Annotated in this window: 18 protein-coding genes; 4 read left to right on the plus strand and 14 right to left on the minus strand. The window is 42.2% G+C overall.

Annotated features, from left to right (window positions below; all coding sequences use genetic code 11):
* Both WG905_RS00555 and WG905_RS00560 read right to left on the minus strand, forming a co-directional pair.
* Entirely contained in the window at positions 1-204 is a 204-nt protein-coding gene (locus WG905_RS00555; RefSeq protein ID WP_196860684.1) for a fructose-6-phosphate aldolase, read from the minus strand.
* A gap of 45 nt (positions 205-249) precedes the next feature.
* Complete coding sequence (locus WG905_RS00560; protein WP_339589735.1) at positions 250-1269, minus strand: acyl-CoA reductase; 1020 nt, start codon at positions 1267-1269, stop codon at positions 250-252.
* 76 nt (positions 1270-1345) lie between these two features.
* Between WG905_RS00560 and WG905_RS00565 the strand changes: the two genes are divergently transcribed.
* The gene (locus WG905_RS00565) at positions 1346-1696 is read left to right on the plus strand and encodes a 4Fe-4S dicluster domain-containing protein (RefSeq protein WP_339589736.1); all 351 of its coding nucleotides are present in this window, start codon (positions 1346-1348) and stop codon (positions 1694-1696) included.
* Positions 1697-1758: 62 nt separating this feature from the next.
* Here the strand turns inward: WG905_RS00565 and WG905_RS00570 are convergent, their stop codons facing one another.
* Positions 1759-2208, minus strand: a complete 450-nt coding sequence (locus WG905_RS00570; RefSeq protein WP_339589737.1) for a universal stress protein — start codon at positions 2206-2208, stop codon at positions 1759-1761.
* 66 nt (positions 2209-2274) lie between these two features.
* Between WG905_RS00570 and WG905_RS00575 the strand changes: the two genes are divergently transcribed.
* Complete coding sequence (locus WG905_RS00575) at positions 2275-3045, plus strand: C40 family peptidase (RefSeq protein WP_339589738.1); 771 nt, start codon at positions 2275-2277, stop codon at positions 3043-3045.
* 213 nt (positions 3046-3258) lie between these two features.
* Entirely contained in the window at positions 3259-3945 is a 687-nt protein-coding gene (locus WG905_RS00580) for a hypothetical protein (protein ID WP_339589739.1), read from the plus strand.
* A gap of 53 nt (positions 3946-3998) precedes the next feature.
* Here WG905_RS00580 and WG905_RS00585 read toward each other — a convergent pair whose 3' ends face one another.
* The 11 genes from WG905_RS00585 to hisG form a co-directional block, all read right to left on the minus strand.
* Complete coding sequence (locus tag WG905_RS00585; RefSeq protein WP_339589740.1) at positions 3999-4475, minus strand: OsmC family protein; 477 nt, start codon at positions 4473-4475, stop codon at positions 3999-4001.
* A gap of 91 nt (positions 4476-4566) precedes the next feature.
* Positions 4567-4914, minus strand: a complete 348-nt coding sequence (locus WG905_RS00590; protein WP_339589741.1) for a hypothetical protein — start codon at positions 4912-4914, stop codon at positions 4567-4569.
* Positions 4915-5177: 263 nt separating this feature from the next.
* Positions 5178-6074: a WD40 repeat domain-containing protein gene (locus WG905_RS00595; protein WP_339589742.1), complete on the minus strand. Its 897-nt coding sequence runs from the start codon at positions 6072-6074 to the stop codon at positions 5178-5180.
* 17 nt (positions 6075-6091) lie between these two features.
* The gene (gene hisIE / locus WG905_RS00600) at positions 6092-6682 is read right to left on the minus strand and encodes a bifunctional phosphoribosyl-AMP cyclohydrolase/phosphoribosyl-ATP diphosphatase HisIE (protein WP_339589743.1); all 591 of its coding nucleotides are present in this window, start codon (positions 6680-6682) and stop codon (positions 6092-6094) included.
* Entirely contained in the window at positions 6679-7434 is a 756-nt protein-coding gene (gene hisF / locus WG905_RS00605) for an imidazole glycerol phosphate synthase subunit HisF (RefSeq protein ID WP_339589744.1), read from the minus strand. Before hisF ends, hisIE begins: the two co-directional genes overlap by 4 nt.
* A gap of 2 nt (positions 7435-7436) precedes the next feature.
* Positions 7437-8186, minus strand: coding sequence for a 1-(5-phosphoribosyl)-5-[(5-phosphoribosylamino)methylideneamino]imidazole-4-carboxamide isomerase (gene hisA / locus WG905_RS00610; protein WP_339589745.1), 750 nt, complete (start codon positions 8184-8186; stop codon positions 7437-7439).
* A gap of 1 nt (position 8187) precedes the next feature.
* Entirely contained in the window at positions 8188-8781 is a 594-nt protein-coding gene (hisH, locus tag WG905_RS00615; protein WP_339589746.1) for an imidazole glycerol phosphate synthase subunit HisH, read from the minus strand.
* Positions 8782-9915 carry a bifunctional histidinol-phosphatase/imidazoleglycerol-phosphate dehydratase HisB gene (hisB, locus tag WG905_RS00620; protein ID WP_339589747.1) on the minus strand — a complete coding sequence of 378 codons (1134 nt, stop codon included), beginning with the start codon at positions 9913-9915 and terminating at the stop codon, positions 8782-8784. It abuts the gene before it with no gap.
* 5 nt (positions 9916-9920) lie between these two features.
* Positions 9921-10961, minus strand: a complete 1041-nt coding sequence (gene hisC / locus WG905_RS00625; protein WP_339589748.1) for a histidinol-phosphate transaminase — start codon at positions 10959-10961, stop codon at positions 9921-9923.
* Complete coding sequence (gene hisD, locus WG905_RS00630) at positions 10948-12249, minus strand: histidinol dehydrogenase (RefSeq protein ID WP_339589749.1); 1302 nt, start codon at positions 12247-12249, stop codon at positions 10948-10950. The genes hisC and hisD overlap by 14 nt, the downstream gene beginning before the upstream one ends.
* Before the next feature lie 68 nt (positions 12250-12317).
* Complete coding sequence (gene hisG, locus WG905_RS00635) at positions 12318-13172, minus strand: ATP phosphoribosyltransferase (RefSeq protein ID WP_339589750.1); 855 nt, start codon at positions 13170-13172, stop codon at positions 12318-12320.
* Positions 13173-13501: 329 nt separating this feature from the next.
* On the opposite strand from hisG, the gene WG905_RS00640 reads away from it, so the two are divergent.
* The gene (locus WG905_RS00640; RefSeq protein ID WP_431844500.1) at positions 13502-14824 is read left to right on the plus strand and encodes a 3-keto-disaccharide hydrolase; all 1323 of its coding nucleotides are present in this window, start codon (positions 13502-13504) and stop codon (positions 14822-14824) included.
* Positions 14825-14828 lie beyond the last annotated feature (4 nt).

A 14828-nucleotide genomic window follows, 5' to 3' on the forward strand; every position in this document is an offset into this window, starting at 1 on the left:
TTAAATATCTAGTTTCTTGATTTGTCCGAAAGGCAAATCTTTAATAATATCCATTATATAAGGTAGCTTATCGCCCAAGCCCAATTTATCTAATGATTTGTCTGGCCTGTCGACCCTGAAATATGCGAGTAAGGTAAATTTCTCATCACGCAATTGTACATAATCCGGAATTTTGGCGATGCCTTTTACTTTGATAACATACATTGTTCAAAAATAGTATTTCAAAATGAGAAACAGGCATGTAGTTTTCTAAAGGCCATTTAGAAAAGCAATGGTATCAACGTTATCTGCATAATCCCAAAGCTTCGGACTTTGGCTATCTCCGAAACCCACGACACCTGATTTAAGGTTCAGCTTGGCTGAAGTCACAACACATTGGATGTTATTTTCTGCTGCTGCAAGTTCCTGTTCTACTTCTTCCAGGTTCTGGTATCTTTCATAATATAAAACGGCAAGAGGAGAGGCGAGGTTCTTATCTTCCTTTAACAGCAAGAACCCATTATCGAAATGTTTTGCCGCATTCACCAGGTAGATCGATTTATTGTAATCGTAGTTATTGTTGTATTTAAAGTGATTGAAAATTGGTTGAAAAGCTTCTAAAGGCTCAAAGAAGTCTTTGATGTCGTAGTCTTCCGGAATATAGATTTTTGATACGTTACGGCAGCCTAAGCCAAAATAATCAAATATGTCATGGCCTAATTGCTGAATATCTGCTGTGCTTTCCTTTCCGGTGAGCAAGGCAACGCTGTTTCGGTTTTTGCGGATGATGTTGGGCACCTTACCGAAGTAATATTCAAAATACCGCGAACTATTGTTGCTACCGGTAGCTATAATGGCGTTGAAATCCTTTAAACGGTCTGTATAAACAATTTGATCTTCAAATAAAGGTTCAATTTCAATGAGTTTCGCTAAAATAGCAGGCAAGAGCTTATCGTCAGAAGAGCTCAGCTTGATCAGGGCAATATGACCGGTAGCCAAAACGCATAAAATATCATGAAAACCCACCATCGGGATGTTTCCGGCTAAAATTAAACCTACTTTTTTAGCTTGCGCAGTGATTTTTATGTCCTCAAACCATTTTTTTACGTCATTTTCCTGCAACATTGCATGAAATGATGCCAGTGAGCGTTCCACTTCTTCGCTGGTAAACCATGCATTATGGTTGGGTGCACGCAACACAAGGTCTCTCAAATGCTCATCAGGGTGCTTTAAGAAGGTACTGAGTTGGTTAAATGCAATAATTATTTTTTCTGCTGTAAGGAACGACATATTGAAACTATTATTAAAGTATAAGTGTTATATTTGCATGCAAAGTTAACCTTTAGCAAAAGATATACACGAAGACATGGCTATTATAATTACAGACGAATGTATTAATTGCGGAGCATGTGAGCCGGAATGCCCAAATAATGCAATATATGATGCGGGCTCTGCCTGGAGATTTTCTGATGGTACCAATTTAAACGGTATCATTGATTTTGGTGGTAAACAGATTGATGCGGAGGCACCGCAAGAAGCTGTTTCTGATGAAGTCTATTTCATTGTGTCAGATAAATGTACAGAATGTAAGGGCTTCCATGATGAGCCGCAGTGTGCTGCTGTTTGTCCGGTGGATTGTTGTATAGACGACGAGAATGTCCGCGAAACAGAAGAAGAATTACTAGCGAAAAAAGCCTGGTTGCACCAGGAAGGATAATATTGCCTTTTTATTTTTAAAATGAGGGCCGGTTCATGCAAATGAAACCGGCCTTTGTATGCCTACACGTCTGCTTTGTTGGGTACAATTAAAACCGGACAGGCAGATTTTCTAGCCACATGTTCCGCCACACTTCCCATTAGAAAGTGGTATAAACCTGTTCTTCCATAGGTTCCTATCACAATAAGGTCAGAACCCCACTCGTCCGACTGCTGTATAATACCGTGAGCAGCGCTGTCTACCACACTCAGGTAAGTGGTTTTCAGGCCCAGGCTGTATTTGCTTTCAATTTCTTTTAGAAGTAAATGGCTGTTTTCCTCACTGTTGTCGTAAGTCTCCAGGAAAACAGGGGCTAAAGTCAGGTCGGGATTGATATTTGCCGGCATAGGTTCTATGATATTGACTAATGCAACCTCTGCATCGTAATTTTTTGCAATTTCATACCCCGTTTTAGCTGCCTTTTCAGAACACGTACTGTTATCAACAGCAATTAAGATTTTTTTGAGCTTCATGGTTTTCCGATTAGATATCTATAAAAATAACAATTTAACTGCTTACTTTTATGCTTTGCTATAATTATGGAAGAACAATCAGCAGTTTGCAGAATCGCTATTTCCCCAATGCGGGGAGAGCCCAATGACCAGTCAGAAATCGTTTCACAGTTGTTATTCGGTGATGCGGTAACCATTCTTGAAAAAACGGAAAAATGGTGGCGCATCCAAACTGCGTATGATGATTACCAGGGCTGGGTAGATTTCAGGCAACTCACCCCCATTGCTTCCATTGAGCAGAACCACCGTTTTCTTGCACCACCGGCGGTTAATAATACCTTGATCGCAGCGGATGGTAGTAAATTATACCTCGCCGCAAGCAGTTATTTACCCGGTTACGCTGATGGTTACTGTTATGCAGGAGCAGAAAAGTTTAAAGTTGACTTTCAGCCTTTAGTCGTTAATGCGGAAATGCCGCGGTCAGCCCTTAAAGACATTGCCTTTTTCTATCAGAATGCGCCTTATATGTGGGGTGGCCGCACTTTATTTGGCATCGACTGTTCGGGATTTGTACAGGCCGTTTATAAAATGGCTGGCAGGAAGTTAAAAAGAGATGCTTCCCAACAAGTGGAGATGGGTACTACGGTAGATTTTCTGACTGAAGCACAATTGGGTGACCTTGCCTTTTTTGATAACGCCGAAGGGCGGATTACCCATGTGGGACTCCTACTAGGAAGCAATGAAATTATCCACTCTTCAGGCAAAGTAAGAATTGATCCCATCGACGATCAGGGTATCTTCAACAGGGAGCTCCAGAAATACTCACACCAGCTGCGCATCATTAAGCGTATCATTTAAGCATACAGGTGAATTTGTGGTGATTTCTATGAAAAAATACAATGCCCTTATAGAAAATGGTCGCGAGGACCTGAATAGTGAAATCGTACCCTTAACAGAACTCAATCATTTATTTCAAAAAGCAACAACGGGATCAGTAAATCGGTATACACAAATTAGCGAAACTGTTAATCCTGTAGTGCTTCAAAAAGTTTCTAACTGAATCAATAAGTTATGATGAAGCATTTCAAGTCAGGTTTATTTCTCCTTTTGTCATTATTGTCTATTTCAACTTATTCCATTGCCCAAAGCCGTAAGGATAGTTTAATCGTATTTGTCGGACAAAAGCTCAAAGTTGAATACTATCCTGAAGAGAAAAGCCAATGGGTCGTTGATTCAATAACGATTCGAGGGAAGGACACTATTACTGCTAAACACGTGCCGATGAGTATGGACCAAAGATATAAGGCGAAGTATAAGGTTTTGCAACTTGTACATGGTTCATACAAAGCTGATACTATCGAATTTACAGTATATGACCATTACGGGAAGCCAGCATTTTCCCAATTTGAGCATGTGTTGTTGTTTGTGTCTTACTACAATGGCAAACTATATCATGAAAAGTACCAGTACTTCGATGTATACAAAGCTAAAAATGGTAAGTGGGCAAGTCCATATGCTGTTGCCGACTACAATCATCCCTATCGAGATTCGATTACTGTGAAACCCGAGAAAATTCCATTTGAAGAAGAATTGCGATTTTCCGTAAAGCGACAGGGATTTAATTATATGCAACGAGATTATCCGCACCCATTTTATACGCTAAAAGATGGTTACGCAAATCCTGTGTATGGCAATTACGTTAACGATTTGTTTCAATTGAAACTGGAAACAATTTTAAAAGCCCGGGGTATAAAATAATGTATTTTTATAATCCATTAGCACTGCAAAAAGAACGTAGATTCAACGATTGATTACGTCTGTTCAACCAGGCATTCAGCCTCATGTTTGATGGGGAAATTGCAGGAGTTAGCAATAAAACACATGCTATTGGCCTGTTCATGAAGGCTTAAGGCTTTTTCTGTCTGCGAAGAATCAGAGATGGTGACCACGGGATGAAGAATAACTTCCTTAAAGCGGCCGCTGCCATCAGGGTTTTCCAGCATTTTGCCAACCGCTTTGTCGGAATATTCCAACACAATGATGCCGTTTTGAGAGCACAAATGAAGGTACCAAAGCATGTGGCAGGAAGATAAGGAAGCTACCAGTAAATCTTCGGGATTGTATTTGGTTTTATCACCAAGAAACACTGAATCTGAAGAGCCATGGATATTTGGCTTGTTATTGATGGAAATGGTAAAACTCCGGTCATACGATCTGTAATCCATCGTTCCTGAGCCTTTATTACCGGTCCAAACCATGTTTGTCTGGTACTGATGTTCCTTAGCCATAATGTATCCTTATTTTATACCAATTTAAACATTCTGCCGCTTATTTCTAGTTTTTTTAAAATTACTTCATCCGCCAGGTGGCACATACCACTTAACCTCTTTTCGTCCTGAAAATCAGGATATAATGTATGCCGGAAGTAGATGTCGTATCTTTAACCGAGTGAACCAGGTTCAACTTCTCGAGTTTCGCTTTGTTAAGTTCTTCCGCTGTCCCAGAGAATATTTTGTCGTCAATAATGTAGAGCGTTTTTTTGTCAGGCATGTTCTTGTCAATTTCTATTTGATTAATACTACGAATGCGCTGTCTAGATTGTTGCTTCTCTAAATAGCCATTACTTTTGTTTCTTATCTGCTCGTCGCTTTGCGCTTGTAATTGATGACTTGCAACAGTTAACAAAAATAACAGGGTCACTTTCTTTAGCATATTGAAATTTTCCATATAAACTTGTTTCTGAGCGTTGAGGTTAAGATAAGTGAAGATATAAAAAACATTGAAGAAAAAGTTACCTTTTAATAAACAATTAAATATATCTAGCACCGGTCTCACAGGGACCTGCTACCGACCTCGGCCATCACCAAATAAGGCTCATTTTTAATGGTACGGTAAGCGAACCCTAAAAGAACGGCTAAAGAACACTAGACAAACGCCCGGCAGTCTTTTAGCTGTTTCTTAAGATGATCGTACTTGACTTATTGATTCTTTTAGGAGAATTCCCAGATTTTAACCTGCCTGTCGTCACCGGTAGAGATCAGGTACCTGCCGTTTTCAGTCCAGATCATTTTATTGATGGAGTGCGTATGACCATTTACGCCCTTGTCGTTGCTCAGGATTTTCAGCAGTTTGAAGTCTGTGCTGCTCCACAATTTAATGCTTTTATCTTGGCTGCAGGTGGCAAAATAGGGGAGTTTAGGATGGAATGCGATGCTGTAAATGCTAAAAAGATGTGCAGGGATATTCTGGCGCAGGGTATAAGCCGGCAGGTCCCATATTTTAAGCTGGGCATCACGGCTTCCCGAAACCAGGTAACTTCCGGAGGGGTCGTATTGAAGGGAGGTAATGGGCATGGTATGGTGCTCCAATACATTTAATAGCGTAAAATCTTTGGCGTTGTAAATCCGGATCAAGCCGTCTTTGGCACCAAATGCAATCTCCTTTTCATCATTACTGAGGGCAATCACCCGGATGGTATGCTGCACTACGGCAAAGCTGTATAGCAGGGAAAAGTCCTTTAAAGACCATACCGCAACGTTACCATCTTCACCGGTACTCAATATTTCATCTTTTGAGGCGACAGTCTTGATATCAAATACCCCTTTCTGGTGAAAGCTTAAGGTTTTTACGATTTGCTGCTTTTCCAGGTCAAAAACCAGGATGGAGCCGCTCCGTTGACCAATGAAAAGCAGGTGCTGGTAGCGGTGCAGGGCATACACAGAACTCTGTACCGGCACGATCACCTTCACAAAAGTCATATTATCCAGCGACCATTCCACCACCCCTTTGTCGTTTCCTGCACTATAAAAACCATCCGCATTTTCTGCAGGTGCTAAAGCATAGATAGGATTTTGATGACCATTAAGGGTCTGTAAGAGTTTAAGCATTGCCCAGTAATTTTGTTTTATTTTTTGTGTCTGGCTTCCAGGTTTAAAGCAATATCGTTTAAATTTTTCCCTTTTTCCTTCAATAATACCAATAAGTGGAAGATAAGATCTGAACTTTCATTTACAAAATCAACATCCGTTTCCGTCAAAGCAGCAATCACGGTTTCCACACCTTCTTCACCTACCTTCTGCGCAATTTTATTGATTCCTTTTTTCCGGAGCTTATTCACATAAGATTCTTCGGATGGATTTGCATAACGGTCAGCAATGATATTCTCCAGTTCAAAAATGAAATTCTGGTTATAATTGGTCTGGAAACAGCTGCGGCTACCGGTATGGCAGGTAGGGCCAATAGGGTTCACCTTAATTAGCAAAGTATCATTATCGCAATCAAGATGGCTTTCTTTAACCTGCAGGAAGTTGCCACTGCTTTCACCTTTAGTCCAGAGCCGGTTTTTAGTGCGGGAGAAAAACGTGACGATGCCTTCATTTTGGGTTTTAGTCCAGGCCTCCTGGTTCATATAACCCAGCATTAACACTTCCAAGGTCTGTACATCCTGTATAATGACAGGGACCAAACCATTACTTTTTTCAAAATCTATATTCATAACCTTACTGGTATGCGGTGTTTTTTTAGTTCTCTCTTCAAATCCGGGATGGCAATTTCGCCATAATGAAATACCGACGCTGCAAGCGCTGCATCCACACCCGTCTGTGTAAAGACTTCAGTGAAATGTTCCATTTTTCCGGCCCCGCCCGAAGCAATAACGGGGATATTAATACTGCTGCAAACCTTACTTAACAGCTTGCAGTCAAAACCTTGTTTGGTGCCATCATGATCCATGGAGGTGAGTAAAATCTCTCCTGCACCATGTTCTTCCGCCTGCTTAATCCAGGTTTCCGTTTCTATGCTGGTCGCCAGGCGCCCACCGTTTAAATGGACCAGGTTTTTATCGCCAACCAGTTTGGTGTCTACCGCTAAAACGACAAACTGAACGCCGAAGGCTTTCGCCAGTTCTTCAATCAGGACAGGGTTTTTAACGGCAGCAGAGTTGATACTTATTTTATCAGCACCCGCATTTAACAAGGCTTCGGCATCAGCGATGGATGTGATGCCACCACCGATGGTAAAGGGAATGTTAAGCTGTGTGGCGACTGATTTCACCATTTCCAGCATTGTTTTTCTGCGTTCGTTGGTGGCGGTGATGTCCAGGAATACCAGTTCATCTGCGCCCTGCTGTGCATATTGCCAGGCCAGTTCAACCGGGTCACCGGCATCCCTAAGGTCAACAAAGTTCACGCCTTTGACAGTCCGGCCGTCTTTAACGTCCAGACAAGGGATAATACGTTTACTTAACATGGTTATAAAGACGTCATTGCCCTAAGGTTCCATTGCTTAATTTCTTCAATAGAGATCCTGTTTTCATAAATAGCTTTCCCAACCACTACAGAGCGGATATCATATTTAGCCAGTTCTTCAATATCCTGCATGGAACTGATGCCTCCTGAAGCAATTAATTTAATGAACGGAGAGTGGTTCAATAACTTGCGGTACAAGTCCACGGCAGCCCCGCCTAATTTACCATCCTTGTTAATGTCTGTGCATAAAAAGCGGAAAAAGCCCAATTGCAAGCATTTGTCAATGTAATCCATCAGCTTTATCGGAGAGCTTTCCATCCAGCCGGAGTATTTTATGACCTCATCGAGTACATCAATAGCGATGACGATCCTGTTGGCATAATCATATTTCTTGCCTACTTCTTTGCTGAGCTCGGCTAAAAAATCAGGGTTGGTGATGGCCTGTGTGCCTACAATAACGCGGTGGATACCTGCATCAAGCAAGTTGGTTACCTGTTCAATGGTACGGATACCGCCACCATATTGCACACGCATATCCGTCTTTTGAATAATTTCAAATAGTTGCTTTTGGTTGCTGAAATCGCCTTTAGCACCATTTAGGTCAATAATATGTATGAATTCAGTGCCGTTAGAGCGGTAGTTTTCAATCATTTCAGCGATGGAAACATCGTATTCGGTTTTTTGATTGTAGTCGCCCTCTACCAAACGGACAACCTTTCCATCTAAAATATCAATTGCGGGTATTATATACATGTTATAGTTCTAAAGTTGAAAAATTCAATAATAAACGTTCACCGGCGGCACCAGATTTTTCCGGATGAAACTGCACGCCATAAAAATTGTTTTTTTGTATGGCTGCGGAAAATTGTACACCATAGTTTACAGTGGCAGCATCAAAAGTAGGATTATATTCAATAAAGTACGAGTGTACAAAGTAAAATTGTGCCTGACTATCAACACCTTTGAACAGGTTATTGTTTTTAAAGCTCACATTATTCCAGCCCATATGTGGGATTTTAATGTTGTTCGCTTTATCGAATAACCGTGTTTTTAAGGGGATGATGTTCATTAACTCCGCATCACCTTCTTCAGAATGTTGTGTAAGTAATTGCATACCTACACATATACCTAAAACAGGTTTTTTGAGTTGTTTGATCGGCTCCACTAACCCTGTCTGTAACAGTTTTTTCATTGCAGATCCGGCATGGCCGACACCCGGAATGATGATATGGCTGTATTTTTCCAGGTCTGCAGCGGTGTCTATCATGCCATAGGCAATGTTTAACCGTTTTAAAGCAGAAGTAAGGGAGAAAATATTGCCTGCACCGTAGTTTACTATTCCAATCATCTATAATAAGCCTTTTGTACTTGGTAAGACTAATTTCTCTGCATCACGTTTAAGCGCCACTTTAATCGCTTTTGCAAAAGCTTTAAAGATAGCTTCTATTTTGTGATGTTCGTTGTCGCCTTCCGCTTTTATATTTAAATTACATTTTGCAGCATCGCTGAAGGACTTAAAGAAGTGATAAAACATTTCCGTAGGCATGTCGCCCACTTTTTCACGTTTAAATTCAGCATCCCATACAATCCAGGCCCTGCCTCCAAAATCGATGGCCACCTGCGCCAGGCAATCATCCATAGGTAAACAGAAACCATAACGCTCTAAGCCTAACTTGTTGCCGATAGCCTTGGCAAAAGCCTCTCCAAGGGCAATTCCGGTATCTTCAATGGTATGGTGTTCGTCAATATGCAGATCCCCTTTGGTTACAATATCGAGGTCAATGCTGCCATGGCGGGCAATTTGATCCAGCATGTGGTCAAAGAAGTTTAAACCCGTATGGATTGCTGCTTTTCCCGTGCCATCAAGGTCAATTTTGATGCTGATTTTAGTTTCATTGGTATTGCGTTCATGCACTACTGTTCTGCTGCCGGCACGTAGAAAGGTATAGATGTCCATCCAGTTCTGCGTTTTCAAGCCTACGAAATCCGCTAATTCGGAAGTCGATTCCTGGAATTCGGCAGCACCCAGGGTTAGGTTATTGCATAAATAAATCGCTTTTGCACCCAGGTTCTTCGCAAGAATGATGTCATTGATCCTGTCGCCAATCACAAAAGAATTGGCTAAATCATACTCGCCGTTAAAGTATTTCTGTAATAAACCCGTGTTGGGCTTACGCGTTGGGGCATTCTCATGCGCAAAAGTACGGTCTATGATGACGTCGCTGAAGGTGATATCTTCGTTGGCAAGGGTCTGCATAATGAAATTATGCACCGGCCAGAAGTTCAGTTCAGGGTGGGAATCTGTTCCCAATCCATCCTGGTTGGTCACCATCACCAGTTCATAATCCAGTTCCCTGGCAATTTTAGAAAGGTAATATAAGGCTTTCGGGTAGAATACCAGTTTTGCAAAAGAATCGATCTGCTGATCTTCAGGTTCCAGGATCAGCGTGCCGTCGCGGTCTATAAAAAGTAATTTCTTCATGTGGCTTATAGCGATTTTAAAGCTTCAATTAATAGGTCGTTTTCTTCAGGAGTGCCGATGGTGATGCGCAGGCATCCCTCACATAAGGTAACCTTGGAACGGTCCCTTACAATGATACCTTGTTCTACCAGGGCGTTGTAAGTTTGGGTGGCATTATCCACCGCAACGAGGATGAAATTCGCATCCGAAGGATATACCTTTTTCACCAATGGAAGGGCGGTCAAAGCCTCGGTTAAAAGGTCTCTTTCCTGAACGGTTAATTTGATCCAGTCATTCACCTTTGTTACATTTTTCAAGGCTTCCAAAGCAAGGTCTTGTGTTGCCTGATTGATGTTGTATGGCGGCTTCACTTTGTTGAAAATATCGATGACCGGACGGGCAGCAAAAGCCATCCCCAAACGCAGTGCCGCAAGGCCCCAGGCTTTGGAGAAAGTCTGCAAAATAACCAGGTTGGCGTACTCGGTTAATTCGGTAATAAATGTCTTCTGTCGGGCGTAATTTATATAGGCTTCATCGATCACCACCAGCCCCTGAAAATTGGCTAAAATGGTCTCGATATCCGTGCGGATAATGGAGTTGCCGGTGGGGTTATTCGGGGAGCAGATAAAGATGATTTTAGTATGCTCATCTATAGCTTCAGCGATGCCTTCCAGGTTCAGTTGGAAGTTAGGTAAAAGGTTCACTTTCCTTACCTCTACATTGTTGATTTCGGCTGAAACTTCATACATGCCATAGGTCGGTGGAAGGATGATTACGTTGTCGATTCCAGGCTCACAAAAAGCACGGTAAAGCAAGTCAATCGCTTCATCACTTCCATTGCCTAAAAAGGTGTTTTCAATAGGCACTCCCTTGATCCTGCTGATTGCATCTTTAAGATCCAGTTGTAAAGGATCAGGGTAGCGGTTGTAATTTTGTTCCAGCGGTGAGCCATAGCTGTTTTCATTGGCATCAAGGAAAACGCTGGCCTGTCCTTTATATTCATCCCTCGCCGTAGAGTAGGGGCGTAGGTTCTTTATGTTTTCGCGTTGTAGGTTATTGATATCCATCTTGAGATTTTAAACGAATAGTGATTGCATTTTTGTGTGCCTGCAGTCCTTCTGCAGCAGCAAGAACTTCAACAGTGTTGCCGATTTCCTTTAATCCATTGCTACTGATGTGTTGAAAGGTGATCTTCTTTACAAAAGAATCAATTGACACGCCAGAATAAGCTCTGGCAAAGCCGCTTGTCGGTAAAGTATGGTTGGTGCCGGAAGCATAATCACCCGCACTTTCAGGCGTTAAATTGCCCAGGAAAACCGATCCTGCATTGCTGATCAGGGGGATTAAAGGCTCATAAGCCGTTGTGGCTACGATTAAGTGCTCCGGTGCATAACGATTCGAGAAGTTCATTCCATCCTCCATGGTTTCCACTTTAACTGCATAGGAATTGGCGATGGCCTGTGCGGCGATTTCTGCTCTTGGTAACTCTTTCAGCTGAATTTCAATCTGTTCAATTGTTTCAGCTATAAAATGAGTAGAGGTAGAAACCAAAATAGCCTGACTATCAACACCATGTTCAGCTTGTGCAAGGAGGTCAGAAGCGACGTATGACGGATTGGCAGTCTCATCTGCGAGTACTAAAACCTCTGAAGGACCTGCCGGCATGTCAATAGCGGTGAGTGTAACCGACTGCACAACTTGCTTTGCATAGGTGACATATCGGTTGCCGGGACCAAATATTTTATCTGCTTTAGGGATGCTTTCTGTGCCGTAGGCCATGGCTGCGATGGCTTGTGCGCCACCCACAAGGTAGATCTTATCAATGCCCAGCAGGACTGCACAATAGGCGAGGTAACAATTGGTTTTACCGTCCGCCTGTGGCGGGGAGCAAACGGTGATTTCCTTGCAGCCTGCTAATTTAGCCGGGATAGCCAGCATCAAAAAGGTGCTTGGTAAAACCGCTGTTCCACCCGGCACATAAAGGCCCACGCGGTCTATCGCACGGTTTTCGCGCCAGCAGGTCACACCAGGCATGGTTTCCACTGCCGCCTCTTTTATGATTTGTGAGGAATGGAACTTGCTGATATTCTCAAATGCCTGTTCTATAGCGGCTTTTGCCTCGGGTGGAATTGTTGCTGCAATCGCTTTGATCTCTTCCTTGCCGATGAACAGGCTCTGCAGCTGTACCTTGTCAAACGCCAAAGCATATTCCAGTAAGGCCTGGTCACCGGCCGTTTTAACGCGGTCGATGATGGTTCTCACCCGCTCTTCAATGCTTTTATCGTCCTCCAGTTGTCTCAAACATAAGTTATCAACCGCTTGTGTAGATAAGTCTTTAAAACTGTAGATTTTCAATGCTTTATGTTTTGTGATTAACTAATAGTTAATGGTTGATTTACGTTGTTTATGGTAAAATCAGCTCTTTAAGTGATGATTTTTTCGATTGGCATTACCACAATACCTTGGGCACCGGCTGCCTTCAGGCTGTTGATTTTTTCCCAGAAGTCTTGTTCAGCAATGACCGAGTGAACAGCTACCCATCCTTCTTCGTGCAGTGGAACTACAGTTGGACTCTTCACGCCAGGCAATAAACTCACTACCTTTTCAAGGTTAGATTTAGCGACGTTCAAGACTACGTATTTCGTTTCTTTAGCGCGCAACACTGAGCGGATTCTTTGCATTAATTCCAGCACTTCCGGGTTCAGTTCGATGCCTTCTTTTCCGATGAGAACAGCCTCCGATTTCATCACTTCTGCGAATGGTTTTAAGCCATTACTTTTAAGCGTTCCGCCGGTAGAAACGATATCGAAAATGGCATCACTTAACCCTAGTCCCGGACCAATTTCTACGGAGCCGGAAATGGTTCTGATCTGCACATTTTTTACATCATTTTCTTTAAGGTATTTCTCCAGGATAACAGGGTAAGAAGTGGCGATTGCCTGACCTTCCAGTTGCTGTATTTCGGTAAGTTCACTGTGGCTGGGAACAGCAATTTTTAAGGTGCATTTTCCAAATCCAAGCTTCTGCAAATAGGTAACTTTTGCACCAGCTTCGGTGATCACATTTTCACCAACAATTCCTAAATCGGCAATACCGTCCTGAACATATTCCGGGATATCGTCATCTCTTAAGAAAAGAATTTCCAGGGGAAAATTACTTACAGAAGTGATCAATGAACTCTTGTAGTTTTCGAAAGAAAGACCACAGTTTTTTAGAATCTCTACAGATTTTTCGTTTAACCTACCCGATTTCTGGATAGCTATTTTTAGTGTTTTCAATATGATTGATTATAGTAAGGAACAAGAAATTATAAAATTCGGAAACAAGTTTTGAAGTACAAAACATTACATATACATCGCCAATTGGCGATGGTGCAAATGTAAGTGATGGTTCAAGTGTTTATTCATTTTATAAAGTTCCTAATGAGTGATGCGGAGCATCTTAAGATATGGCAAATATATATAAAAAATAATAAAATATTTGCAATTAAATGTGAATTACAATTATTACCTTAACAATCTCAGATTTAACAATCAAGATTATTAACCTTTAAACCAAATGTATGCCTGTTAAAATGCTCTGGAGTGTCCTGCTCCTCTGTTGTTCCATGAACGCTTATAGCCAGTCTGCTCATGTTAACAGCAACAAAAACTGGACAAAGCTATTCAATGGAAAGGATTTATCCGGTTGGAAGCAACTCAACGGTAAAGCCAAATATGAAGTCCGTGGTCAGGAACTAGTAGGTACCACGGTATCCAATACCCCCAACTCGTTTTTAGTGACCGAAAAAGAATATGGCGACTTTATCCTCGAGCTGGAGCTTAAAGCCGATACTTCCATGAATTCAGGGGTACAGTTCCGCAGTTTAAGCAAAGCTGAAGTTCAAGATGGCAGGGTACATGGTTACCAGGTCGAAGTTGATCCTTCGAAAAGACAGTGGAGCGGTGGTATCTATGACGAAGGCCGCCGGGGCTGGCTTTATACTATGGAGGTGAACCCTAAGGCAAAAAGTGCCTATAAAAAAGACGACTGGAATACCTACAGGATAGAGTGTATAGGAAATGTGATCCGTACCTGGGTAAATGGTGTGGCCACAGCTCACCTGGTAGACGCAGAAACCAGTAAAGGCTTTATTGCACTACAAGTACATTCTATCAACAAATCCGAGACGCCGGGGAAAGAAATTCAATGGCGTAACATCAGGATACAAACCACAAACCTGAAACCTACCCCGATGGATGACATCCATGTGGTGAATACCATTCCGAATGACCTTTCCGCACAGGAGAAGAAAAATGGCGTTAAGCTGTTATGGGATGGGAAAACAACCAAAGGCTGGCGTGGTGCCTATAAAACTACCTTCCCTGCAAAAGGTTGGAAAATCGACAATGGGGTACTTTCCATTAACAAATCTGACGGTGCTGAAGGTGGCGTAGGGGGTGATATTGTGACGGAAAAAGAATATGGCGCTTTTATCATGAAGTTTGATTTCAAATTAACGGAAGGCGCTAACAGCGGGGTTAAATATTTTGTGACGGAGAAAGAAAAAGGGGCTTCTGCCATCGGTCTGGAGTACCAGATCCTTGATGACAGTAAACATCCCGATGCCAAACAAGGCAAAAACGGTAACCGTACGCTTGCTTCGTTATACGACCTGATCCCTTCGGATAAAAACCCAAGAGCCCGCAAGCCGATCGGTGAGTGGAACCAGGGCGTGATCATGGTATACCCGGATCATAAAGTGGTCTATATCCTTAACGGCTTTAAAATGCTGGAATTTGAAAGGGGATCTCCTGAATACCTGGAGCTGGTGGCCGGAAGTAAATATAAAGACTGGAAGGATTTCGGAATGGCAGAAAAGGGACATATCCTGCTGCAGGACCATGGAGACACGGTTTCCTTCAGAAGCATTAAAGTTCAGGAATTATAATCTA

Source organism: Pedobacter immunditicola, assembly GCF_037482985.1.
Classification (GTDB): Bacteria; Bacteroidota; Bacteroidia; order Sphingobacteriales; family Sphingobacteriaceae; genus Pedobacter; species Pedobacter immunditicola.

Coding starts and splice junctions, on each gene's coding strand:
- WG905_RS00555 (WP_196860684.1), bottom strand. CDS start 204: ATGTATGTTATCAAAGTAAAAGGCATCGCCAAAATTCCGGATTATGTA.
- WG905_RS00560 (WP_339589735.1), bottom strand. CDS start 1,269: ATGTCGTTCCTTACAGCAGAAAAAATAATTATTGCATTTAACCAACTC.
- WG905_RS00565 (WP_339589736.1), top strand. CDS start 1,346: ATGGCTATTATAATTACAGACGAATGTATTAATTGCGGAGCATGTGAG.
- WG905_RS00570 (WP_339589737.1), bottom strand. CDS start 2,208: ATGAAGCTCAAAAAAATCTTAATTGCTGTTGATAACAGTACGTGTTCT.
- WG905_RS00575 (WP_339589738.1), top strand. CDS start 2,275: ATGGAAGAACAATCAGCAGTTTGCAGAATCGCTATTTCCCCAATGCGG.
- WG905_RS00580 (WP_339589739.1), top strand. CDS start 3,259: ATGATGAAGCATTTCAAGTCAGGTTTATTTCTCCTTTTGTCATTATTG.
- WG905_RS00585 (WP_339589740.1), bottom strand. CDS start 4,475: ATGGCTAAGGAACATCAGTACCAGACAAACATGGTTTGGACCGGTAAT.
- WG905_RS00590 (WP_339589741.1), bottom strand. CDS start 4,914: ATGGAAAATTTCAATATGCTAAAGAAAGTGACCCTGTTATTTTTGTTA.
- WG905_RS00595 (WP_339589742.1), bottom strand. CDS start 6,074: ATGCTTAAACTCTTACAGACCCTTAATGGTCATCAAAATCCTATCTAT.
- hisIE (WP_339589743.1), bottom strand. CDS start 6,682: ATGAATATAGATTTTGAAAAAAGTAATGGTTTGGTCCCTGTCATTATA.
- hisF (WP_339589744.1), bottom strand. CDS start 7,434: ATGTTAAGTAAACGTATTATCCCTTGTCTGGACGTTAAAGACGGCCGG.
- hisA (WP_339589745.1), bottom strand. CDS start 8,186: ATGTATATAATACCCGCAATTGATATTTTAGATGGAAAGGTTGTCCGT.
- hisH (WP_339589746.1), bottom strand. CDS start 8,781: ATGATTGGAATAGTAAACTACGGTGCAGGCAATATTTTCTCCCTTACT.
- hisB (WP_339589747.1), bottom strand. CDS start 9,915: ATGAAGAAATTACTTTTTATAGACCGCGACGGCACGCTGATCCTGGAA.
- hisC (WP_339589748.1), bottom strand. CDS start 10,961: ATGGATATCAATAACCTACAACGCGAAAACATAAAGAACCTACGCCCC.
- WG905_RS00640 (WP_431844500.1), top strand. CDS start 13,502: ATGAACGCTTATAGCCAGTCTGCTCATGTTAACAGCAACAAAAACTGG.